Origin of the sequence: Streptomyces rimosus subsp. rimosus, assembly GCF_000720725.1 — a bacterium.
Taxonomy (GTDB): Bacteria; Actinomycetota; Actinomycetes; order Streptomycetales; family Streptomycetaceae; genus Streptomyces; species Streptomyces rimosus_A.
The window spans coordinates 15,160-37,732 of sequence record NZ_JOCQ01000017.1; the positions used below are offsets into that span (position 1 = coordinate 15,160).

At 72.2% G+C, this 22,573-nt stretch carries 22 protein-coding genes; 11 read left to right on the top strand and 11 right to left on the bottom strand.

The annotated features are described in order from the left end of the window. Positions 1–36: 36 nt before the first annotated feature. Positions 37–117 carry a tryptorubin family RiPP precursor gene (locus IH45_RS1000000150990; protein WP_226048792.1) on the bottom strand — a complete coding sequence of 27 codons (81 nt, stop codon included), beginning with the start codon at positions 115–117 and terminating at the stop codon, positions 37–39. 395 nt (positions 118–512) lie between these two features. On the opposite strand from IH45_RS1000000150990, the gene IH45_RS0111665 reads away from it, so the two are divergent. From IH45_RS0111665 to IH45_RS0111680, 4 genes are all read left to right on the top strand, one after another. Continuing rightward, positions 513–1,955, top strand: coding sequence for an MFS transporter (locus tag IH45_RS0111665; protein WP_030665651.1), 1,443 nt, complete (start codon positions 513–515; stop codon positions 1,953–1,955). 215 nt (positions 1,956–2,170) lie between these two features. Next, the gene (locus tag IH45_RS0111670; protein WP_030665656.1) at positions 2,171–2,398 is read left to right on the top strand and encodes a hypothetical protein; all 228 of its coding nucleotides are present in this window, start codon (positions 2,171–2,173) and stop codon (positions 2,396–2,398) included. A gap of 563 nt (positions 2,399–2,961) precedes the next feature. Continuing rightward, entirely contained in the window at positions 2,962–3,936 is a 975-nt protein-coding gene (locus IH45_RS0111675) for a tryptophan dimethylallyltransferase family protein (RefSeq protein WP_030665658.1), read from the top strand. 5 nt (positions 3,937–3,941) lie between these two features. After that, a complete protein-coding gene (locus IH45_RS0111680) occupies positions 3,942–5,177 on the top strand; it encodes a pyridoxal phosphate-dependent aminotransferase (RefSeq protein ID WP_234440508.1) in 1,236 nt (411 codons plus the stop codon). Positions 5,178–5,216: 39 nt separating this feature from the next. On the opposite strand, the gene IH45_RS0111685 is transcribed toward IH45_RS0111680, so the two are convergent. From IH45_RS0111685 to IH45_RS0111720, 8 genes are all read right to left on the bottom strand, one after another. Then, the gene (locus tag IH45_RS0111685) at positions 5,217–6,680 is read right to left on the bottom strand and encodes a cytochrome P450 (RefSeq protein ID WP_030665664.1); all 1,464 of its coding nucleotides are present in this window, start codon (positions 6,678–6,680) and stop codon (positions 5,217–5,219) included. Continuing rightward, positions 6,677–7,300: a GTP-binding protein gene (locus IH45_RS0111690; protein WP_030665666.1), complete on the bottom strand. Its 624-nt coding sequence runs from the start codon at positions 7,298–7,300 to the stop codon at positions 6,677–6,679. Before IH45_RS0111690 ends, IH45_RS0111685 begins: the two co-directional genes overlap by 4 nt. Then, the gene (locus tag IH45_RS0111695; protein ID WP_030665680.1) at positions 7,281–7,652 is read right to left on the bottom strand and encodes a DUF742 domain-containing protein; all 372 of its coding nucleotides are present in this window, start codon (positions 7,650–7,652) and stop codon (positions 7,281–7,283) included. Before IH45_RS0111695 ends, IH45_RS0111690 begins: the two co-directional genes overlap by 20 nt. Further along, entirely contained in the window at positions 7,649–8,035 is a 387-nt protein-coding gene (locus IH45_RS0111700; protein ID WP_030665683.1) for a roadblock/LC7 domain-containing protein, read from the bottom strand. The genes IH45_RS0111695 and IH45_RS0111700 overlap by 4 nt, the downstream gene beginning before the upstream one ends. Before the next feature lie 54 nt (positions 8,036–8,089). Next, on the bottom strand, positions 8,090–9,562 hold the full coding sequence (locus tag IH45_RS0111705; RefSeq protein ID WP_158813013.1) for an ATP-binding protein: 1,473 nt from the start codon (positions 9,560–9,562) through the stop codon (positions 8,090–8,092). Positions 9,563–10,029: 467 nt separating this feature from the next. Next, a complete protein-coding gene (locus IH45_RS1000000149260) occupies positions 10,030–10,971 on the bottom strand; it encodes a DUF2637 domain-containing protein (protein ID WP_234440509.1) in 942 nt (313 codons plus the stop codon). Positions 10,972–11,051: 80 nt separating this feature from the next. Further along, on the bottom strand, positions 11,052–11,246 hold the full coding sequence (locus IH45_RS0111715) for a hypothetical protein (protein ID WP_030665691.1): 195 nt from the start codon (positions 11,244–11,246) through the stop codon (positions 11,052–11,054). Between the two features lie 645 nt (positions 11,247–11,891). Beyond that, entirely contained in the window at positions 11,892–12,755 is an 864-nt protein-coding gene (locus tag IH45_RS0111720; protein ID WP_030665693.1) for a helix-turn-helix domain-containing protein, read from the bottom strand. Between the two features lie 419 nt (positions 12,756–13,174). Here IH45_RS0111720 and IH45_RS0111725 point away from each other — a divergent pair, with 419 nt between their 5' ends. Further along, positions 13,175–14,077 carry a helix-turn-helix domain-containing protein gene (locus tag IH45_RS0111725; RefSeq protein ID WP_050514741.1) on the top strand — a complete coding sequence of 301 codons (903 nt, stop codon included), beginning with the start codon at positions 13,175–13,177 and terminating at the stop codon, positions 14,075–14,077. A 191-nt stretch (positions 14,078–14,268) separates the two neighbouring features. After that, positions 14,269–14,988, top strand: coding sequence for an ATP-binding cassette domain-containing protein (locus IH45_RS0111730; protein WP_078897468.1), 720 nt, complete (start codon positions 14,269–14,271; stop codon positions 14,986–14,988). A 40-nt stretch (positions 14,989–15,028) separates the two neighbouring features. Here the strand turns inward: IH45_RS0111730 and IH45_RS1000000145175 are convergent, their stop codons facing one another. Together IH45_RS1000000145175 and IH45_RS0111745 are read right to left on the bottom strand one after the other, a co-directional pair. Next, positions 15,029–15,679, bottom strand: a complete 651-nt coding sequence (locus IH45_RS1000000145175; RefSeq protein ID WP_050514742.1) for a hypothetical protein — start codon at positions 15,677–15,679, stop codon at positions 15,029–15,031. A 591-nt stretch (positions 15,680–16,270) separates the two neighbouring features. Further along, complete coding sequence (locus tag IH45_RS0111745; protein WP_050514743.1) at positions 16,271–16,705, bottom strand: hypothetical protein; 435 nt, start codon at positions 16,703–16,705, stop codon at positions 16,271–16,273. Positions 16,706–16,997: 292 nt separating this feature from the next. Between IH45_RS0111745 and leuC the strand changes: the two genes are divergently transcribed. From leuC to IH45_RS0111770, 5 genes are read left to right on the top strand one after another with little or no spacing between them, the layout of a single operon-like run. Then, positions 16,998–18,398, top strand: coding sequence for a 3-isopropylmalate dehydratase large subunit (gene leuC, locus IH45_RS0111750; RefSeq protein ID WP_030665706.1), 1,401 nt, complete (start codon positions 16,998–17,000; stop codon positions 18,396–18,398). Positions 18,399–18,412: 14 nt separating this feature from the next. Continuing rightward, entirely contained in the window at positions 18,413–19,039 is a 627-nt protein-coding gene (gene leuD / locus IH45_RS0111755; protein ID WP_030665708.1) for a 3-isopropylmalate dehydratase small subunit, read from the top strand. Further along, positions 19,039–20,250: a pyridoxal phosphate-dependent aminotransferase gene (locus IH45_RS0111760; protein ID WP_032917238.1), complete on the top strand. Its 1,212-nt coding sequence runs from the start codon at positions 19,039–19,041 to the stop codon at positions 20,248–20,250. The genes leuD and IH45_RS0111760 overlap by 1 nt, the downstream gene beginning before the upstream one ends. Beyond that, on the top strand, positions 20,247–21,275 hold the full coding sequence (locus IH45_RS0111765; protein ID WP_158813017.1) for a TauD/TfdA family dioxygenase: 1,029 nt from the start codon (positions 20,247–20,249) through the stop codon (positions 21,273–21,275). The genes IH45_RS0111760 and IH45_RS0111765 overlap by 4 nt, the downstream gene beginning before the upstream one ends. After that, a complete protein-coding gene (locus IH45_RS0111770) occupies positions 21,272–22,570 on the top strand; it encodes an MFS transporter (RefSeq protein ID WP_158813019.1) in 1,299 nt (432 codons plus the stop codon). Before IH45_RS0111765 ends, IH45_RS0111770 begins: the two co-directional genes overlap by 4 nt. Positions 22,571–22,573 lie beyond the last annotated feature (3 nt).

The following is a 22,573-nucleotide window of genomic DNA, read 5'->3' on the forward strand; positions in this document are numbered from 1 at the left end:
GAGCCTGGATGAGGGAACTACCGGGTCACGTGCCGATCAGTACCAGATGTACCAGGCGTAGGCCTTCAGGCTCTTCTCCGCCTTCATCTTCTTCTTGAGGGAGTTGATGAGCTTCATGACAGCACCTCCGGGACGGGCGAACCGACGGAACCGAACACTGACTCCTGCGGACCGGCATGCGGAAAAACACTGCTCCACCGCTGAATCCGGCTTTCCGCTTTTCGTCAGGGGAAAGTGAAGCCCAGCGGCGAAAGGTACGTCAATGTGGTCAAGGTCACCGTAAATTCGGGGTATTGGGGGTTTCGTCGGCGATCGGTGCGGAAGGGCCGGGGCGTACGGAACGTGCGCCCGCGCGTGGGAATTCGCCGCCGCGACCGCCTCCGGAGGCGGATAGCGCCACTTCACCGGCGATGACTGTCACCTCCGGGCGCCGCCTTCCACGCTGATCCGCGACCGGCCCCGGGCTGTCCGCCCAGGGGCCGGGGTGTCGACAACGGTGGAGGGGATGTCCGATGACCGCTGAGCGTGTGCTCGTGCCGCCCGTGACGGCGTACCGATGGCGGTGGTGGGGGCTCGCCGCCCTGCTGCTCGCCGAGGCGATGAATCTGCTGGACGCGACCATCGTGCAGGTCGTCGCGCCGGCCGTACACGCCGGCCTGGGCGGGCCGGTGTCCGACGTCCAGTGGTTCACGACGGCCTACACCCTGCCGTTCGCGGTGCTGCTGATCACCGGGGGGCGCCTGGGTGACATCGCCGGGCGGCGGCGGGTGTTCGTGCTGGGCGTCACGGGCTTCCTGCTCGCGTCCGTCGCCTGTGCCCTGGCGCCCGGCACCGGTCTGCTGATCGCCTTCCGCGCGGTGCAGGGGGCAGCGGCGGCCGTGGTCGTTCCGCAGACCATCGGCCTGATCAAGGCCATGTTCGCCGGGCCCGAGCTGGCGCGCGCCCTGGGCAGCGTCGGCCCGGTGATGGGGCTGGCCGCCGTCTGCGGGCCGGTGCTCGGCGGATTCCTCATCCACGCCGATCTGTTCGGCTCGTCCTGGCGGGCGGCGTTCCTGGTGAACGTCCCCCTGTCGCTGCTGGTCCTCGCGCTCGCGCCCAAGCTGACGGAGAACCGCGCCCCGCGCCGCCCCGCCCTCGACGTGACCGGCACGCTGCTGGCCATGGCGGGCGTCGGGCTCGTCGTCCATCCGCTGATCGGGGCCGGCCGCGCCGCACTGTCCGCGGGGAACTGGGCCTCCGTCGGTGCCGGGCTGTTGCTGATGGCCGTTTTCGTACGGCACCAGCGCGGCGCCGTCGCCGCCGGGCGCAGCCCGCTGGTGGAGCCGAGTCTCTTCGCGCGCCGTGGCTTCCCGGCCGCACTGGTGGCCTCGGCCTCGTTCTTCGCGGTGACCAACGGCCTGCTGATGGTGATCGTCCTCCAGCTCCAACTCGGGTTGCACATCGACGCGTTGCACGCCGGTCTCACGCTCGCTCCGTGGTCGGCCGGTCTGGCCGTGGCGTCCTGGGCGGCCGGTGCCCGCCTCGTCCGGCGCTTCGGGCACCGGACGATGCCTCTCGGGCTCACCGTGCTCCTGGCCGGTGCGCTGGCCTCCATCGCCGTGTACCGCACCGCGGACCCCGCGGCGTACCCCACCCTGCTGCTTCCGGCGCTCGCGGTGGTCGGCCTGGGGGCCGGCCTCTTCACCCCCGCGTTCTTCACCACCGCACTGCAGCCGTTGCGGCCGCAGGAGACCGGCTCGGCCGCCGGGCTGCTGAACGCGGTCCAGCAGCTGGGCGCGACCCTCGGGGTGGCGGTCCTCGGCAGCGTCTACCTCCACGCCGCCGGGCCCGGTGGCGCCGCGGCCTCGCTGCACGCCGTGCAGATCGCGTTCTGGGCCGCCTTGGCGCCGGCGGTGGTCAGCCTGGTGGCGGCCGGGCTGATGACCGGCGGGCCGGGGGACGGGACGGTGCGCTGATCCGGCCCGTACGGCGGGCGTCGATCCGACCGGTTCGCGTGAACCTCGCGCCGCAGGCGGCTGATCCGCGTACGGAACGGCGTTTCCCGGGACGTATCGGCTCGTTGGGCGTGAACGAGCCTTGTCCGGCGAACCGGCCTCCGCCGGCCGCGGGAGGGCTCTCGCGTCCGGGGCGCTGGGCTCCGGCGCCAGAGAGAGGACGACCTGTGCGAAAGATGAGCTACGCCCTGGCCGCGGCCGTCGCGCTGAGCGGCGTGCTGTTCACGGGAGCGGCCACCGAGGCCGCCGCGACCGCCCGCCCGCAGGCGCAGCCGAGCGGCCCGCCGTTCCCGTACGCCGACTGCGTCAAGGAAGTGAAGAGGCAGTACAAGGGCAAGAAGGACCCGAAGGCCACCTGCGACGCGCTGGTGCGCAAGGGCTACATCAAGCGGCCGGGCACCTGATCCGGCCGCTTCTTCCCGCGCCGGGCCGCGCGCTCCGGGCTCCGTGCCCTGGGCGCGGGGCCCGGCCGGGCGAGAGCTCCGCAACGGGCCCGGTCCGAGCGCCCGCGCGTACGTCTGTCAGACGGTGGCGCGCGCCACCCTACGACGAACGCCGCGCACGCCCCTTGTGCGCCGGTGGCGGCCGGAGCAAGCTTCGTTGATGGTAAAAGCAACCCGGTTCTGAGAAACGGCCGCAGCTCGCGAGGATAAGGGACAGTATCCGGGCGGCCTGTTGCATGACGCTTAGCGGACCGGGAGCGCGGGAACGACTCCTCCTTTCGTCGATTCCCTTGTGGACGCATGGCGTCCTGCCCTGTTGGTACCGGCCGACCGGCCGGCGAGGAAAGCGCGCAGTACGGCGAGACCCGGTACGGGATTGGGGAAGGGGTTCCATGTCGTCTCTACGATCGGTTCCACCGGTTTGTGGCGGCGCGACGTTCAGGGACTACGGAATTTCCACCGCCATGCGCCTTCTGCGCAGTGCGGGCCTGAATGTCGAGCAGGGGGCGAGGGTGCTGCGCAGGATGCTGACACCATGGGGAAACAGGCGAATAGGGACGCGTCCGGACTGGCGTTCCGATGTCTGCGCCGACGGTTCGCCGATAGAGTTCTCCGCCGCCTTTTCGCGGGAGTGCACGCAGATACGGGTGCTCGTGGAAGCCGTACCGGACCGGCCGAGCACCGCGGCCGCACAGGAATCGGCGCTCGGCCTCACCCGTGGGCTGGCCGAGGAGTTCGGCGCCGTAGACGACCGTCCGGCGGCGGTCCAGGACCTGTTCCTGCCGGACGGGAAACCGGCCGGATTCGCGATGATGCACGCCGTCGTCTTCTCGCCGGACGGAGAGCCCGAGTTCAAGGTCTATCTGAACCCGGACGCCGACCGGCGCATGACCGCCGCCGAGCGGACGCGGGCGGCGCTGGACCGTCTGGGATTCGGCAAGGCGTGGGCCGCGGTCCGCGCGTACGCCTCCCGGGGATTCGACCTCGACAGGATCGTCTACCTGGGTCTGGACCTGCTGGACGGCCCCCAGTCGCGCGTGAAGGTGTACTTCCGCCACTACGACATCCCCCCGGCGGAACTCGACGCCCGCATGGGTATATCGCTCCAGCACGAGACCGGATTCCTGGCGGAGTTCTGCCAGGCGCTGACCGGCGACGGCGGTGCGGCACGGCCCCAGCCGCTCGTCAGCAATCTGACCTTCACGGCGGACGGTGAGCACGTACCCGTGTCCGCCACGCTGTACGTCCCGCTGTGGGTGCACGCGGAGAGCGACCGCACCGTACGGGACCGCATCAGCTCCCTCATGGCCCGTATGGGCCTGCCCGCCGGCCGTTACCGGGCACTGCTGGAGCAGGTGGCCCGGCGCCCGCTGTCGGGCGGCCGCGGCATCCACACGTACGCGTCGGCACGGCTGCAGCACGGCCGTCCGCGGATGACCACGTACTGGTCCTCGGAGCTCTACGACCGGTATCCGCCCGCCCGATACCAGCGGGGGTGATCAGCGTGCCGCGGCACGACGCGCTCCGTTCGCTGTTCGACGACGCGCAGGTGCGCCCCGACCTGCTGCGGCGGCGGTCGCCGGTCCGTTGGGGCGCTTTCCCGCCCGACGTCATTCCGCTGACGGCCGCCGAGCCGGATTTCCCCGGGCCCCGGGAGGTCCGGGACGCGGTGATCGAGGCGGTCGCCGACGGCTATTTCCCCTATGCGTCGCCCATGGGCCCGGAAGAACTCCGGGAGGCCTTCTCGGAAGTCGCCGAGGCCCGTTACGGAATCGGCAACCACCCCGACCGCGTGGTGCCGGCCCCCGGCACGGCGGCCGCGTTGTGGGGCGTGGTGCGCCTGCTGTGCGGAGAGGGTGACGAGTGCATTGTGCTGGACCCGGTCGACCTGCTCTTCGGACAGGCCGTCGACGCCGTGGGAGCCCGGCGCGTGCACTGCCCGGTGGACAAGAGCACGGGGCAGCTGGATACGGACCGGCTCGCGTCCTTGGTGACTTCGCGGACCGCGCTGATCTGTCTGTGCAATCCGCACAATCCGCTGGGTACGGTCTTCACCGGGACGACACTCCGGGCCGTGGAGGACATAGCCGCCGCCCACCGTGTCCCGATACTTTCCGACGAGGTGTGGAACGAAATCGTGTATCCGCCCAGGGCGCACATCAGCATGGCGAGCCTGGACACCGGGAACAGCTGGCGCGTCTACACGGTGACCGGCCTTTCCAAGACGTTCGCGCTCCCGGGGCTGCGCATGGGCTTCGTCATCGCCCCGACCCCGCGGGCGGCGGACGCTTTGCGGCTGGCCTTCCAGCGCCTCGGCGCCACGTACAGCATGACGCCCTGCACCCAAGCCGGCGCCCTGGCCGCCCTGCGTCACGGCTGGCCCTGGCGGGACGCATTCCTGGAGCACCTCCGGAAAATGCGGGACTACTGTGTGGACCGGCTGAACGCGATGCCCGGCATTTCCTGCGGCCGCCCGGACGGAACGTACGTCCTGTTCCCCGACGTGTCCGCCCTCGGGCTGACCAGTCAGGCGATGGGCGCATTCCTGCTGGCGAAAGCACGGGTGGCCGTGGTGCCCGGCACGGCCGAGTGGTTCGGCCCGGCCGCCGAGGGCAATGTCCGCATCAGCTACGCCACTTCGCGGGCGGTGCTGGAAGAGGCGCTGGACCGTGTGGCGAGCGCCGTCGAAGAACTCGTACCCGGTGGACCGGCCGCGCTCCGGGCCACCGGGACGCCGTAACAGACGTAACAGGCACAACAGCGTGCCGCCCCGCGGGCATCAGCCGCGCAGCCAGGCCTTCAACGCGGCCCACCAGGACGTACGCCGCTCGGGGACGGAAACCGGCGGGGGCGGGGCAGGCGGGGACGGAACCGGCTGCTCGGCTGCGGGCAGGGAGCCGCCGTCCGGGGGCCACAGGGGGCGCTCCGGGGACGGACCGGCGGACGCGCCGGCGCGCGCGGGCCGGGAGGCGGTGAACGTCACCGGGAGACTGGTCAGATGGCGCGTCATCCAGCCCGAGCTCCAGCGCAGCTCCTCCTCGGGAATGCGCAGCCGTACATCGGGCAGCCGGGCCATCAGCGTGTCGATGCCGGAGTCGGCGATGGCCCGGCCGATGTTCTGGCCGGGGCACTCCTGCGGGCCGCTGCTGAAGGCCAGGTGCGAACGGTTGCCGAGCAGCGGGACCGAGGGGTCCGGCCGGACGGCCGGGTCGTGGTTCCCGGCGGCCAGGCTGAGCAGCAGCATGTCCCCCGCCTCGATCTTCTGGCCGCCGACCTCCGTGTCCACGGCGGCCCAGCGGCCGGGGATGGTCATCAGGGGCGGTTCGCTCCACAGCACCTGCTCGACCACGTCGGGCAGCGTCATCTGCCCGCCGGCCAGCGACGCGTGGCACCGGGGGTCGGTCAGCACCATCCGCAGGGTGCTCTTGAGCAGGTTGACCGTGGTCTCGTTCGCGGCGATGAGGACGACCCGCAGGTGGTTCCACACCTCCTCGTCGGTCAGCCGGGAGGAGTGGTCGATCAGCCAGGACGTGATGTCGTGGCCGCGGGTCGTGTGCTTGCGCCGTACCAGCTCCGTGAGGGTCTCCACGATGAACGCGTTGCTGGCCACCGAGGTCGCGGTGCCCGCCACCATGTCCCGGCTGGCCGCGACCAGCCGGGGCCCGTACTCGTCGGGCATGCCCAGCAGCTGCGTCAGCACCAGCATGGGCAGGTGTTCGCAGAACTCCGCGGCCAGGTCCGCCTCCCCGCGCTCGGCGAAGCCGTCCACCAGCTGGTGGGTGAAGCGGGTGATGTGCCGCCGGATGCCCCGGCGGTTGAAGCGGTCCAGGCTGTCGGTGACCGCCACGCGCAGCCGGTTGCGCTCCTCCCCGTCCAGGAACAGGCAGACCGGCTGCCAGGCGATCATCGGGAGCAGCGGTGAGTCCGGCGGCACCCGCCCTTCCCGGAACCAGCGCCAGTTGCGCGAGTCGCGGCTGAACCGGGCGGGCGTGCCGGCGACCTCCAGGATCTCGCGGTAGCCGAGGACGAGCCAGGCGGGCAGGTCGCCGTCCAGCAGGACGGGCGCGACGGCGCCGTGCCGGGCGCGCAGGCGCTCGTACAGGCCCATGGGGTCCGCGGCCGCCTCGGGGCCGAAGAGCCGCGCCAGTCCGTCCGGGGCGCCGAATCGGGCGTGTGCCGGACACCCCGGAGGCGGTGTGGCGGCCCATGTGGTGCCGTGCTGTTCGGGGGAAGGGAAGGTCACCGTCGCTCCGGAGTCGTGGTGGTGAGGGTGTGCAGATAGCGCATGAGGGTCAGCAGGCCGTCGCGGCTGGAGCCGCGTTCGCGGGCGTCGCAGTCGATCACCGGCACCTCGTCGGGGATGTCCAGGGCCTGCCGGAGCTCGGAGACCGGGTACGAGGGGGCGTCCGGGAAGGCGTTGATGGCGACGATGAAGGGCACGCCGCGTTCCTCCAGGCGGCCCATCACGTCGAAGCTGTCCTCCAGCCGCCGGGTGTCGATGAGGACGACGGCGCCCAGCGCGCCTTCGAAGAGGCCGTTCCACAGGAACCAGAACCGCTGCTGGCCCGGGGTGCCGAAGACGTACAGCACCAGTTCCTCGTTGAGGGTGATGCGGCCGAAGTCCATCGCCACGGTGGTCTCGCTCTTGCGCTCGACCCCGGCGAGATCGTCCACGCCGGCCCCGGCCTGCGTCATGATCTCTTCGGTGGTGAGCGGTCTGATCTCGCTGACCGAGCCGACCAGGGTGGTCTTGCCGACGCCGAAGCCGCCGACGATCACCACCTTCACCGCCGTGGTGACCGAGGCCGGCAGGACGTCCTCGCCCCGCGGGCCGACGACGGGTTCAGAGATTCTGTAGTCCATGCATCACCGCCTCCAAGAGTTCGATGTCGGGCAGCGACTTGGCCGGGACCGAGGCGCGGGCCTCGACGTGGCCGCTCGCCAGGAGCTCCGTGAGCAGTACGGTGACCACGCTGACCGGCAGGTGGAGGTACGCGGACAGCTCGGCGACGGACAGCGGGTAGTCGCAGATGCGGACGATGGCGGCGAGTTCCGGCTGCATGCCCGGGCCGGCCTCGCCGCGGCTGACGATCAGCGTGACCATGTCGAGGGGCGTCTGCCGTTCGGCCTCTTTCCGGCCGGACGTGAGGACGTAGAGCCGTTCGGGACCGCCCTCTTCCCAGGCCCGTCGTTTCTCCTGCTCCGGGTCGCTCATGGGATCTGCCGGTCGGCCCGTGGCGGACTGGAGAGGTGCTGGCCGATCCGGGCGACCAGGTCCCGCATCCGCTGCCCCATCAGGCCGGCGTCCACGTCGTCGTCGGCCAGCACGGCCAGATACGCCCCGGCGCCGGCCGCCATCAGGTAGAAGAAGCCGCCGTCGACCTCGACGACGACGAGTTTCATCCGGCCGTCGCGGTGCGGGAACTCGGCGGCGATGGCCGCCGACAGGCTCTGCAGCCCGGCGCAGGCGGCGGCGAGGCGGTCGGCGGTGTCGGTGTCCGTACCGCACTGCGCCATGCACAGGCCGTCCGAGGACAGCACCACGACGTTGCGGGTCTGCGGGACGCTGGACGCCAACTCCTCCAGCATCCAGTCCATGTTGAACCGCTGCTTTGTGGCCACTTGCTCACTCATCCTTATCTGCTGGCTCAGTCACTGCTCGGGCTCCGCGTCGTCCGGGCCCTCGGGGCCGTGCGCCGGGGCCGCGCCGGAGGCGCCGTCGAGGAAGGCGGACATCCACAGCCCGGCCGGAGGGGCCGGGGGCCGGGGTTCGGCGGCGGAGGGGGCCGCCTGCCGGGGGCCCGCGGACGGGAACAGGGGGCGGGTGGTGCGCCGCCTGCGCTGCGGGAGCCCGTTGGTGGTGCGCGGGGCGTCGGCGGGCACCGCCTCCTCGGCGGCTGCCGTGGCCCGGTGCTTCGGTCCGCTGGGGTAGCGGGGCGGCGGCAGGCTGGGCGCCTTGGCGATGGCTCCGCCGGGCGCCGGGGTCACGGTGATCAGTTCGGGCGGTACGACCAGGACGACGCGCACGCCGCCGTACGCGGACACGCGCAGCGACACGGTGAAGTGGTTGGTGTGGGACAGCCGGCCGACCACCGCCAGGCCGAGCCGGGGCGACTCGCCCAGGTCGTCGAGGTCCAGTCCGCTGGTGGCGTGCTGCGCCAGGGACCGTTCGGCGCGGATACGGGCCTCGTCGGTCAGGCCGAGACCGGCGTCCTCGATCTCGACGGCGACCCCGGTCTGGACCTCGGTCGCGGTCAGGTGGACCCGGGTCTGCGGCGGTGAGTAGCGCGTGGCGTTGTCCAGGAGTTCGGCCACGGCGTGGATCAGCGGTTCGGCCGCGCGGCCGAGGATGCCGACGTCGGCCACCGAGTGGAGGTCGACGCGCTGGTAGTCGGTGATCCGGGACATCGCCCCGCGCAACACGTTGAACAGCGGGATGTCCTTCTGCCACTGGCGTCCCGGCCGGGCGCCGCCGAGGACGGCGATGCTGTCCGCGAGCCGGCCGATCAGCGCGGTGCGGTGGTCCAGGTGCAGCAGGTCGTGGAAGACGTCCGGGTCGTTCCCGTGCTTGTCCTCCAGTTCGCGCAGTTCCAGGGCCTGTTGGTGCACGATGGCCTGCACGCGCCGGGCGATGTTGACGAAGGCCCGCCGGGCGGAGTCGCGCAGGTCCTCCTCGGCGTCGACGGTCATCAGGATGTAGCGCACCACCGCGTGGTGCGCGGCCTCGAACCGGGGGCCCACCCGGGACACCGGGCCGGTGGTGCGCATCACGTCCTCGATCGACGTGCCCTGCTGGAGCCGGGCCAGGGCCGCGGGCAGGGTTTCCTTGGCCAGCCGGATCGTCTCGGTCTCCTGCTCGGCCAGTTGGCGTTGCAGGAATGCCTCGCGTTCGGCGTACTGCCTGCGCAGCGCGTCGATCGCGCGGCCCCGGCGGGCCGCCTCCGCGGCCGCGACGGCCACGGCCGCGGTCGCCAGGACGCCGATCCAGGCGGCGTGGGCGCGGGCCGCCGGCGGCAGCAACGACGCGGCCACGGCCGTACATATGGCCAGAAGGGCGGGTGGCAGCAGCCACGGTGCGGTGGCGGCCGGCCCCGGCCTCCCGGGTGGCGAATCAGCACGAGCCATCGGCATCCTCAGAGCACTAATGGAAGGGACAGGGCGTCATACGCGGCGTTCACGGGTGAAGAAAAGCAGCGGGCAGACAAAAGGCGGCGTTCCGCGCGCGGAGCCGGGTCCCAGGACGCCCGTGCTCTCGTGCGGCGGCGGCTTCGCGGCAGCCGTCAGCGGCCTGCCGCAGCCGTCACAACTCGCTGCGCGGCAGAGAGCATAGTGCGGGCGCAATGGCTCTGCGGGGCATGTGCATACGCCACATGAATGTACTCACGTACGAAATTCAGAAGAATCGTTTGGCGCTGGCCGATCGCCGAAAACGCGAAAAGCGGGCACCGTTGACCTGCACCGATGGGAATTCTGCGGTTTGTACGCCGGCAGGCGGAAAAGAGAGGAACACCCGCACGCCGGGGAAAGCGTGCGGGCTCGGGTTCTTCCGGGGCGCGCCGGTGGATCTCACCGCCGGGCGGCCGCGGACCGTCTCATCCGCCGGACCGGTGCCGGTGCTGCCCCCGGCTGCTCTGCGCGTGCCGGGCCGCGGGCTGGGGGGCGTTGGCGAGGTCGAGTTGGCGTACGAACTGGTGGAAGCAGAGCAGCACGGTCAGCGGCGGCAGGCCCGCCACGGCGATGCCGGACGGCGAGGGATGGACGTGGGCGATGCACAGCATCATGGCGACGGCGGCGAAGAAGATGACGACGGCCCAGGAGTGCAGGGTGCGGCGCCGGTGGACGCGGGCGCGCAGGATGGACAGGGTGGCCACCACCCAGGGGCCGTAGATCAGCAGCGGCCACAGCACCGCGACGTCCGCCGGGGCCACGCCGTCCGCGATGGCACGCAGCGGCGGGTAGGAGGCCACCGCGCCCAGCGCGGCGACGGCGACCGCGATGACCGCGGTGAGCAGCACGGACGACGCGCTGAGCAGCCGCCGCCAGGGCCAGGGGGCAGGTCCGGTGTCCGGCGTCGCAAGCGCGTCGGCGGGCGGCGGGCGGCGGGCCGCGGGCTCGGCGGGCCGGTGGGCGGTCTCGGCATACGGATACGCGGCGTCGGCTTGCGGGTGCGCGGCCTCGGCGTGCGCGTACGTGGCCTCGGCGTGCCGATATGCGGCCTCGGCGTGCGGGTACGCGGTGTCGCCGGGGCAGTACAGGGCCTCGACGGGCGGGAACACCGGCTCCGGGCTGTCGGCCACAGCCGGCTGCTCGGCCGTGTCCCACAATTCCGCCATCTCGGGACCGAGTTCCTGCACGACGGCGGCGTCCCACCCGTCGTATGCGATCTCCTGTTCCAGAGGCAGATCGTGCGCGAACGGCACGCCCGCGCCACCGGGGTAGGGGACGGCCTCGTCCCTGCTCTGACGTGGCAGCCGGTGCCGGCCGGTACCGGGAGGCACGGGGACCCGCGGGATGTCGTTCACTACAGCTCTCACTGGAATCGGTGTGGCCGGTGGGGAAGGGGCCGGCCGACGCGCCGCCCTCGAAAGGGGCGGCGGGCGCCGGGAGTGTGCCGTTACCGGTCGTCGTCGCTGCCGTCGAGGGTGGCCAGCAGCTGTTCCAGCAGGTCGCCGGTGTACTCCAGCCGGACGCTCTGTCCGGCGCGCAGCAGGTGGACGTCGGGCCGGACGCCGGGGGTGGCGCGCGGCACGGTCGCGCGCAGCTGCCAGGCGCCGAGCTGACGGGTGGGGGAAATGCTCGTCTCGGTCATACGTCGTCAACGAACAGGTGTCGAGGCGGGTGACTGCGGCATACGGGCGAATCAGAATTAAGATAACTAATTCCTCATAACGGTGCTCCGGGACGAACCGGAAGCAGTCGCACCGCCATGAGTCGACCAGATGCCGGGCCGCACGGCCGCCTCATCGGGCCGCCACCCGCCCCTGCGCCGTTGACCAGCACCAATACCATAAACGGAGAGTTACGGACATAACGCCAGGAACCCCGGCGACTCCGGCGTGTTTCCCGGCCCACCCGCCACTGCGACGCCCACCGCGTACGCACAGATGGACAGCACCACAAGTTTCCTTCACCGCAGTTGAAACGCGCCAACCGCCGGGCTAGGGTTCCTACGCCGCGCCTCAACCGTGCCGAACGTCCAAACCACCGGATCCGACGCAGAGTTGACACCGGCGGTACGAGCCCCCACGCGACCGCCGGGCACCCCGGCCGAGGTCTCCCCCACCGGCGGCCCCTCCGGACGACACGCACCGGCGGGGGCCGCGGACACTGCGCCACCCTTGCACCGGAGCCGATCTGTCAGCAGCGGGCGAAAGGAAGAGCGACGACCATGGAGTTCCGCGCCCTGGGACCGGTCGGACCCCGCGCGCGCCCGGGCATCACGAAGGGGCGCGCCTCATCGGCCCGTTCGGCCGGCCGGTTCCGCCGGGAGGTCCGCGGTGCCACCGGGCGGAGCCGGCGCGTCCGCCTGTGCGCGCAGGACGCGCGCGGTGTGCTCGTCGAGGGGGAAGAACAGCTCGATCGCCAGCTCCGAGAGGGTCACGTCGGCCGGTGCGCCGAAGGTGGCGATGGTGCTGAACAGCGCCAGCTCGCCGTGCGGGGTGCGGAATCGTATCGGCACCACCGCCTCGCTCGGGACGTGCTCCCGCAGCGGGGCCGGCGCCTCGCCCGCGGGCACCTCGTAGGCGCTCACCTCGTCGTAGAGCGCGCGCAGTCGGGGGTCGCCGGTCGTCCGGACCTGTTGCAGCAGCCCGCCGAGGAGGTACGCGCGCACCTCGCCGTAGCCGACCGCGTGCGCCGGAAGCCCCTGGGGGTGCAGAGCCAGCCGCATCACGTTCGGTTCGCCCGCCAGCAGCTCCGGCGGGGCCACGCCGAGCAGCACGTCCATCGCCCGGTTGGCGCGGACCATGTTCCACAGCCGGTCGACGACGACTGCCGGGTACGGTTCGTGGCCCCGCAGCAGCATGTCCACCGCCGAGCGTGCCGCGCCCATCTCTTCGCCCTCCAGGGGCCGTTCGCGGTACACGGGCGCGTAACCGGCCGCCATCAGCAGGCTGTTGCGCTCGCGCAACGGCACGTCCAGATGGCGGGCCAGGCGCAGCACCATCTGCTGGCTGGGGCGGGCCCGCCCGGTCTCCACGCAGGACAGGTGCCGTGTCGAGGTGTCCGCGCGCAGGGCCAGTTCCAGCTGGCTGAGCTTGCGCCGCAGACGCCATTCGCGCAGCAGCGCCCCGGCCCGCGGCAGTTGACCGTCTCCCATGCGGCCGACCCTACCGAGGCCCCCGCAGACCGGCCGTGACCACCCGGGCCGTACGGACCGGCCGATGCGTGCCGCACGGCACCCGGAAATGGGTGACTTCGCCTTGCGCATATTCATCCGACCGCCATCGGAACGCAACATGAACGGCGTCCGGAAGGGGGTGGTTCACGGCATCCCGTTCGGTATTACGGCCGCCGCGTACAGCCGTCGCGACACCCGTACGACCGAAAACGGAAAACCACCGGAGCCGCTTTATTGACACCTTGTCGAACCGCCTTTTCATGATCTTTACGGGTCGCCCGTACGGGTGATTCCTGTGCTACTCTTTCGCATGCTGCCCGGTAATGGCCAGCTCGCTTTCCACGGCATTCCAGAACGCCCGGCCCGACGAAGCAGCTCCACCATGTACATCAAGGGGGATGATTGTGCAGCGGATCGTTTTCACGCCGGAAAGCCTTGCGAAGTTACGGCTGGCGCCCCGCCCCGAGCAGTTCCGGGAGACCCTGTTCGCCCTCGGCATGCTCAGCACCGGCAGCGGCGGCGCCCCGTTCAACGCCTGGCGAAGACGGGTGGGCGCATGGGCCGGAGCCGGCGGGATCGTCGGACTGGCCCGTACGGTACGCACCTTCCCCGACCTCTACCGCGTCGCCGAAAAGGCCTCCGCCGAGGACGCCTCCGCCCGGACCGCCACCGCGACGGTGCCCGCCGCTTTCAAACCGCGGCTGCTGAAGGACCTGGAGGCCTTTCACCGGGTCGCGGTGGCGCCCTACTGGTCGCGGATAGCCGGCCATCTGGAGGCGGACCGCAATGTCCGCGGGCAGATCACGCTGAGCGGCGGCATCGACCAGTTGCTCGGCACCCTGCACCCGGCCATCCGCTGGGAGCCGCCGGTCCTCGAAGTGCCCGGCGAGGGCGAGGACCTCAAGCTGGAGGATTCCGGACTGCTCCTGGCGCCGGCCTTCTTCCTCTTCTCCCGCGCCCCCGTGCTCATCGAGCAGCGCGGCGGCCTGCCGCCCCTGCTGTCGTATCCGGTTCCGGTCAAACAGGACTGGAGCGACGAGCCCCAGGGCGCGAGCGCCGGCAGCGACCAGGCGCTGCGCGCGCTGGTCGGCCGGACCCGTGCGGCGGTGCTCCAGACGCTGACCCTGACCTGCACCACGACGCAGGTCGGCGAGCGGGTCGGGATCTCCACGGCCGCCGCCAGCCAGCACACCGCCGTGCTGCGCGCCGCCGGACTGATCAGCACCCTGCGCACCCTCAACAAGGTCCAGCACACCCTCACCCCCCTCGGCGGGGCGCTCCTGCGGGGCGAAATGACCTGATCCGCGGCTGGCGGAAAAGGGCCCGGAGGCTAGCATTCCGGGCCCATATCGGGGGTGAAGGTTACTGCACCCTCTCCCTGCTGCCAGCATCATGGTGCTTAACGGCCGCCGCATTGTAGTTTTGGTCCGTGGGCCTGGCAGGGCCCCACGCCGACGAAGGCCGGGGGCCGGATTGTGCGGGTGAATCAGTGATGGGGGGATTCGAGGGTTCTCCTACTCCTTTTGAATATCAGGATTACGCGGTCACACTCGACAACGTGTCGAAGAGATACCCGGACGCGGACCCGGGTCGTTGCGCTTTGGAGGATCTTTCGCTGGGGGTGCGGAAGGGGCGGTTCTGCGCCGTGATGGGGCCCCCGAAGTCCGGGAAGACCACCCTGCTGCAATGCATGGCCGGTATCGTCCGCCCGTCCTCCGGAACCGTCCGGTGGGGCGACGCCGAAGCGGATTCGATCGGTGTCGTGCGCACCGACGACCTCCCGCATTCCGGCTCGTCCGTACGTGACTTCGTCTCCGCGCGGCCGGAGGGCCCGCAGCGCAGCGACCGCGACGTGCGCAACGCCTGCCGGGTGGCCCGGCTGTGGCCGCGGCGGCGCGATGTCCGGGAACTGACCGCGGTCCAGCTGAAAAAGGCCACGCTGGCCCGCGCGCTCGCCGACTCCCCCCTTTTACTGCTGGTGGACGAACCGGCTTGCCGGCCGGGGGAAGAGCATTCCCGGGTGCTGGGCGACATCGTGCGCCGGGCCGTACGGACCCTGGAGGTCACGGCGGTGATGGCGACGGACGATCCGCTCGCCGCCTCCCGCGCGGACAGTGTCGTCTTCCTGCGGGACGGCCGCCTGGTGGACGCGATGGCGAAGGCATCGGTCGACGAGATCACCGACTGTCTGCACTTCCTCGACGAGCGCTGAGACGCGGGCGGCGGGGCCCCGTGCGGGCGTACGGGGCCGGTCAGCCGCCGAGCGCGCCCGCCGGGGCCGGGTGTGCCGGCACCGGCTCGCGGTCGGAGCGGATCGGGTAGAAGAGCATCGGGCCGGGGCGCAGCGGGGTCTGCCGGATGAGCACGGTGATCCCGGGTGGGAGGAAGAAGGACGGGGCGATCGTCAGGCCCACCCGGTCCAGGGTCAGGTTGCCGCCCTGGCCCGGGACTTCGAGGCCGGCGGCGGACCAGAAGACCTTCGGGTGCAGGCTGCCCAGCAGGCCGTCGGCGCCGTGCTCGCGCAGGACGGTCATCCGGGCCGCGCGGTCGCGCTCCAGGCTCCGGTCGATCTGGTCCCAGTGGGGCGCCACACAGGCGTGGTGGAAGTGCCGCAGCGCCTCGGTCACCCGGTTCACGCGGGCGCCGGCCGGCGCCGCCCCGCCCCAGTGCTCACGCTGCACCATGCGGTCGATGTCGGGGAACGGGCGGATGACCCCGGCCAGTTCGGTCAGGCGCCGGGCCGGCGGCCGGTGGCCGACCGCCCGGCGCCAGCGCTCGACGTCCGGTCCCCCGCCGCCCGAGGCGAGCAGTTCCAGGGCGAAGAGGGTTTCCCGGATGGGATCGGCCTCGGGCAGGATGCGGGTTCTGCGGAGGCTGTCGGTGGTGAAGTGAAGGTGCGGCACGGGTCCCCCATGAACTCGGTCAGCGTCGGCACCGCGGTCCCGCGGGGGGAGGGTGAGGGGTGTCCGGGGGCCGGGGCCGATGCTGTGTTGCCGGTGCGCCGAGGCCGGGAAGTGGACGACCTCAACAGGAACGACGGTACGCGGCGGTCCGGTGGGCAGCAGTAGAGCCCGTGCCCGTTCGCTGGTGCAGTTCTCTGCACCTTGTCCCCGCGCCATGCGGAACCGCCCCCGGGCGCGCCGCAGGGCCCGGCGGCGCCACCCCCGTCTCACGGTGCGGGGGTGGGCCGGCCGGCCCCGGAGCGTACGGCCGTGCGCGGGTGGCACCTGGCGGGGCCGCCCTCAGATGGTGATGATGACGTTGATGACCACGGCCACGGCGACGATGGCGGCCACCACCCAGGGCCACATCGGGCGCTCCTGGGACGGCTTCCAACCGGTGGACTCCGGCATGACTGCTCCTGACGCTGGTTCGTACGGTGATGAGGGGTCCGGGCCCCTCGGGTGACGGGGGGCACCCAAGGGGCCCGGCGGTGAGGCTCTGGTGGCACAGGCACTCATGGGGGGTGCCGCCGCCGAGCCCGGTTCGGAGGTCTACTTGTAGTCGTCGCGGTCCAGACAGGTTTTCCGGAGGTCTTCGAGCAGGTCGTTCTGATCGGAGATGTATCCGATCACGGTCCGGCTCGAACCCTTCCCCTTGACTTCCGCGGCGCGCATTTTGCGGGCGGTTTCCTTGATGGCCGTACGGAGTTTCTCGTCCGACGCCTGTCCGGCCATGGAGTCCAGTTCGTCGGCGCGCTGCCGGATTTCCTTCTTCGTCTTCTCCACGTCGTCCGGGAACGGATTGGTGAAGGTCTTGCCCACGATCCGCGCGCACAGTTCCACGCGGTTGGCGGTCTTGGTGCTGACGTCCTGGCAGCCGCCGGCACCCATGGTCAGCGCCGCCGCGGTGAGGACCGCGGCCACCGCGGCGCCCGTCCGGGTCCGGCGTCGGCCGCCGCCTCCGGCACTCGGTTCCTTCGGTATCACCTGCCGGCCTCCCTGTCGTGGTCCAGCGCGGATGGCGGACCTTTCTGTGATGTCTCCATGCTGCGCCGCCGGGCGCCGCCGCACAGTGGGACAGACTCCCCAATCGAGGTGCAGAGAACTGCACCAGGGCGGCCGTGCGTACCGCCGGTCCGGGGCCGGTGCCATGGCCCCGGACACTCACGGCCAGGCGTATTTCGCGTCCGCTTAAAGACGTGGTGATCCCGGGTTCCAGGCCGCAGGCTGGGGACCGGCCGCGAATGCGCGGCCTTTGAGGTGACGGAGGAGAGGTTCCATGGGTTCACCGATGACTCTGGCGGCCAAATTGTGGGAAAGCCACGTGGTCAGCTCGCCGCCCGGTGGACCGGACCTCCTGTACATCGATCTGCATCTGACGCATGAGGCGACCTCGCCGCAGGCATTCGACGGCCTGCGGCTGGCCGGACGGTCCGTACGGCGGCCGGAGCTGACGCTGGCCCTGGAGGACCACAACGTACCGACCAGCCCGCTGGCCGTCGCCGACCCGGTCAGCCGTACGCAGCTGGAGACGCTGCGCCGCAACTGCGAGACGTACGGCGTCGAGCTGTACTCCCTCGGGCACCGGCGGCAGGGCATCGTCCACGTCGTCGGGCCCGAACTCGGCCTGGTGCACCCCGGGATGACCGTGGTGTGCGGCGACAGCCACACCTCGACGCACGGCGCCTTCGGGGCGCTGGCCTTCGGCATCGGCACCAGCGACGTGGAGCATGTGCTCGCCACCCAGTGCCTGGAGCTGCCGCGCCCGAAGACGATGGCGGTGGACTTCGACGGCGGGCTGCCCCGCGGGGTGGGCGCCAAGGACCTGGTGCTGGCCCTGATCGCGGAGATCGGCCCCAACGGCGCGCAGGGGCACATGGTCGAGTACCGCGGCGCGGCCGTGCGGGGCCTGTCCATGGAGTCCCGGATGACGCTGTGCAACATGAGCATCGAGGCGGGTGCGCGGGCCGGTCTCGTCGCGCCGGACGCGACGACGCTCGCGTACCTCAAGGGCCGGCCGTACGCGCCGGACGCCGCCCACTGGGACGCGGCCGCCGCGCACTGGGCGACGCTGCGCAGCGACCCCGGAGCGCGCTTCGACCGCTGCGTACGGATCGATGTCTCCGCGCTCACCCCGTGGGTGACGTGGGGCACCAACCCGGCCCAGGCGGCCCCCCTCGCCTCCGAGGTGCCCGCTCCGGACGCCTTCGCCGACCCGCTGGACCGCGCGTCGGCCCAACGCGCCCTGGGCTACATGGACCTGGTCCCGGGCACGCCGCTCCGCGACATCCCCATCGATGTCGTCTTCCTCGGCTCGTGCACCAACGGACGGCTGGAGGACCTGCGGGCAGCGGCCTCCGTGCTCCAGGGCCGCAGCGTCGCCGACGGCACCCGCCTGCTCGTCGTCCCCGGCTCCATGGAGGTCCGCGCGGAGGCCGAGGCGGAGGGACTGCACGAGGTGTTCCTGGCGTCCGGTGCCGAGTGGCGCTCCCCCGGCTGCTCGATGTGCCTGGGCATGAACACCGACCGGCTCGTCGGTACGGTGCGCAGCGCGTCCACGTCCAACCGCAACTACGAGGGCCGGCAGGGCGCCACCGCGCGCACCCACCTCGTCTCGCCGGAGGTGGCCGCCGCGACGGCGGTCACCGGCCGGCTCACCGCCCCCGCCGACCTGGCATGAGAGGTACCGAGCCCGTGGAACCCTTCACCGAGCACACCGGCACCGCGGTGGCCGTGCGCCGCGACGACATCGACACCGACCAGATCCTGCCCGCGGAGTTCTGCAAGCGGGTGGTCAAGTCCGGTTACGCGGACGCACTGTTCAAGCGCTGGCGGGAGCGGGGTGACTGTGTCATCGACCGGCCCGAGCACCGCGGCGCGACGATCCTGCTGGCCGGCAAGGACTTCGGCATCGGCAGCTCCCGCGAGCACGCCGTCTGGGCCCTGCGCGACGGCGGCTTCCTGGCCGTGGTGGCCACCGGCTTCGGCGACATCTTCCGGCGCAACGCGCTGAACAACGGGCTGATCCCGGTCGACCTGCCGGCGCCGGTGGTCGAGGGGCTGATGGACCGGGTGGAGGCCGACCCCGGCTTCCGGCTCACCGTGGACCTGCGGTCCTGCCGGCTGCGCTGGGCGGACCAGGGCGCCGATTTCGTGATCGACGACCGGGCGCGCCGGATGCTGCTGGAGGGCAAGGACGCCATCGAGCAGACGCTGCTGCGGCGGGACGCCATCGCCGCGTACGAGGCGCGCCGCGCGCCCTGGATGCCGGCCGTGCCACGGGGCGCGTTCGACGCCGCGTCCGCGACGGCGGCCCGGTGATGGCCGCCGTCGTCCAGGGCGTGCGCGACGCGCTCGGGGCCGCGCGGGTGCGGCAGTTGCCCGGCGGCGGCCTGGCCGGTCTGCTGCGCGAAGGCGTCCCGGCCGGCACGGTGAACCTCGCGGTGGGCACGCCCGCGTTCCCTGACACGCCCCCGGAGCTGGTGGACGCGGCCTGTGCGGCGCTGCGCGCGGGCGTGCACCAGTACCAGGACCCGGCCGGTGTGCCGGCCCTGCGCGAGCGGATCGCCGCCGGGCTGCCGGCGGCTCCCGACCCGGACGCCGGGATCACCGTGACGGTGGGCGGCAGCGAGGGCCTGTGCGTGGCGCTGCTGGCGGCCGTCGATCCCGGTGACGAGGTGATCGTGCTGGAGCCGTGCTACGAGAACTTCCTCAGCGCGGTGGCGCTGGCCGGCGGCCTGGTGCGTCCCGTACCGCTGCGCGCGCCGGACTGGAGTCTGGACCCGGCGGAGCTGGCCGCCGCCATGGGCCCCCGGACCCGGGCGATCATCCTCAACAGCCCCAGCAACCCCACCGGACAGGTGCTCGGCCGCCAGGACCTTGCGGTGATCGCCGAGTTGTGCGAGCGGTGGGACGTCACGGTCGTCTCCGACGAGGTCTACGCCGACTACGTCTACGACGGGCGGCAGCACTGCTCGGTGGCCGAGGTGCCCGGCCTGGCCGAACGCTCCATCGTCGTGGGCAGCTTCTCCAAGAGCCATGCGATCAGCGGCTGGCGGCTGGGCTTCCTGCGGGCCCCGGCGCGGTGGACGGAGCTGCTGCGCCAGATCCACGTCGCCACGACGGCGGGCGCCCCCGCCGCCTTCCAGCACGCCGCGGCTGCCGTGGATCTGCACGGCCCCGGCCGGGAGCAGCGGTCGGCGGCCATGGCCGCACGGCGCGACAGCGCGGTGGCCCTGCTGCGCGAGGCCGGTTTCCACTGCGCCGAACCCGCCGGCGGCTGTTACGTCCTGGCGGGCATCGACGGCCTGACCGACGAGCCGAGCCCGGACTTCGTGCGCACCCTGCTCCAGGAGTCCGGGGTGCTGCTGGCCCCCGCCACCTCGTTCTTCGCCGACCCGCGGCGCGGTGAGCGGCATGTGCGGGTGGCGTTCAACCGGCCGGCCGAGACCCTCGACACCGCCCGGCGACGCCTGCTCGCCCGTACGCGCGCCGGCCTCCCGCACCGCATTCAGGAAGGTGAACGAACGTGACAAGCACGATGGATCTGGTGACCGCGCCCCGGCACGGCGGCCTGGTGCTCGGCATCGAGGCCGCGTCCCCGGGCAGCGCCCTGACCGAGGTGGGGGCGCGGCACGGCGAGCGCATCCGCGAGGGCGTGATCGAGCACGGTGCGGCCCTGCTCAGCGGGTTCTCCTGGGCCGACTGGCCGGAGCTGGACGCCTTCGTCAACAGCGTCGTCGGCCGGCCGCTGGACTACACCGAGCGCTCGTCCCCGCGGACGGAGCTGCACCCCGGGGTGTTCACCGCCACCGACCACCCGCCGACCGAGGAGATCTTCCTCCACACCGAGCAGTCCTACAACCTCAACGTCCCGCGCCACCTGTTCTTCTTCTGCCGCCGGGGGGCGCCCGAGGGCGGGGCCAACACGCTCGCCGACTGCCGGGCCCTGCACGACGCGCTGCCGCGCCGGATCGCCGACCGCTTCGACGAGGAGGGCTACCTGCTGGTGCGCAACTTCCTCCCGGGGCTCGGCCTGTCCTGGCAGGACGCGTTCGGTACGAAGGACCGCGCGGAGGTGCAGGCGTACTGCGACGCCAACGCCATCGAGGTGGAGTGGGTGGACGAGGACCATCTGCGCACCAGGCAGCGGCGCTGGGCGGTGGCCACGCACCCGGTGACCGGCCGGCGCTCGTGGTTCAACCACCTGACGTTCTTCCACGCGCGCACGCTGCGCCCCGAGGTGGGCGAGTTCCTGCTGGAGGAGTACGGGCCCTGGGGCATGCCGACCAACACCTTCCACGCCGACGGCTCGGAGATCCCCGACGAGGTGGTGGCCGGACTCCAGCAGGCGTACCGGGACCACGCGATCGAGGTGACGGCCCGTACCGGCGAGGTGCTGATCGTGGACAACCTCGGCGTGGCGCACGGCAGGCTGCCGTTCGTGCCGCCCCGTGAGCTGTTCGTGAGCATGTCGGACGCGCTGCCGTGGTCGGCGCTGCGTCCGGTGGAGCAGACCTCCGCCCCCGCGGGCGGGGTCACGGCGCCGGCCGGATGAGCGCCGGCGCGGACGTGGGCTCCGGGAGCGGCGCGGCACCGGCCGTGACCGCCCCCCACGCCGTCCGGCCGCCCCGCCCGCTCTCCCGCAACCGGGAGTACAACCTGCTGTGGAGCGCCAACATGGTCTCCCAGCTGGGCGCCCAGGCCACCTTGATCGCCTACCCGATGCTGGTCCTGGCGCTGGGCGGCTCGGCCTTCCAGGCGTCGCTGGTGGAGTTCGCCATCGGCACCTCACGGGCGCTGGCGGCGGTGCCGGCCGGGGCCCTGGCGGACCGCTGGAACCGCAAGACGGTGCTGCTGGCCGCCGAGCTGGGCCGGGCGGTGGCCCTCGGGCTGCTCGCGCTGACGGTCGCGCTCGGGCCGGGAAGCTTCGGGGCGATCCTGGCCGTGGCGGTGGTCGAGGGGGTGTGCACGGCGCTGTTCACCACCACCGACCAGGCACTGCTGCCCGGTGTCGTCCCGCGCTCCCAGCTGGGCACGGCGGTGGCCCGCAACACCGCCCGCTACCACCTCGCCACGGTGGTCGGCCCGGGCCTCGGCGGCGTCCTGTACGGGGTGCACCGGCTGCTGCCCTTCGTGGGCCAGGCGGTGGCCTCGCTGCTCTCCTTCGTCACGCTGCTGTTCCTGCGGGTGCCGCGACGGCCGTCCGGCGAGCCGGAGGCGCGCGAGGGAATGGCGGGCGCGATGCGCTCGGGGCTGCGGTGGCTGGCCGCCAACCGTCCGGTGCGCACCACGGTGCTGGTCGCCACGGTCTTCAACCTGGCCTTCAGCGGGCTGCTGCTGGTGGTCGTGGTGATGGCGCAGCAGGCCGGGCGCCCGGCCGGTGAGATCGGCGCGATCGGCGCGCTGCTGGGGGCCGGCGGGGTGGCGGGCGCGGTGCTCGCGCCCCGGCTGCGGCACCTGCTCACGCCGTACGCCGCCCTGATGCTCCTCACGTGGAGCGCGGCGGCGCTGGTGCCGCTGCTGGCGGTGGTGCCGCTGGGGTACGCGAGCGGGCTGGTGCTGGCCGGTGTTGCCCTGCTGGCGCCCACCGCGAGCGCGATCGTGACGACGTATCAGATGCTCGTCACGCCCGACCGGATGCGCGGCCGGCTGGCCGGGGTGATCGGCATCTCCATGAGCGCGGCCTCCGCGCTGGGGCCGCTGATCGGCGGTGTGCTGCTGGAGACGGCGGGCGGCACGGCCACCGTCCTGGCGTGCACGGCGGTGTTCGGGGTCCTCGCGCTGGTGGTGTCCTTCGCCCCGGCCGTACGGACCTTCCCGCGGCCGAAGGAGCTGGACGGGGCCGGGTAGGCG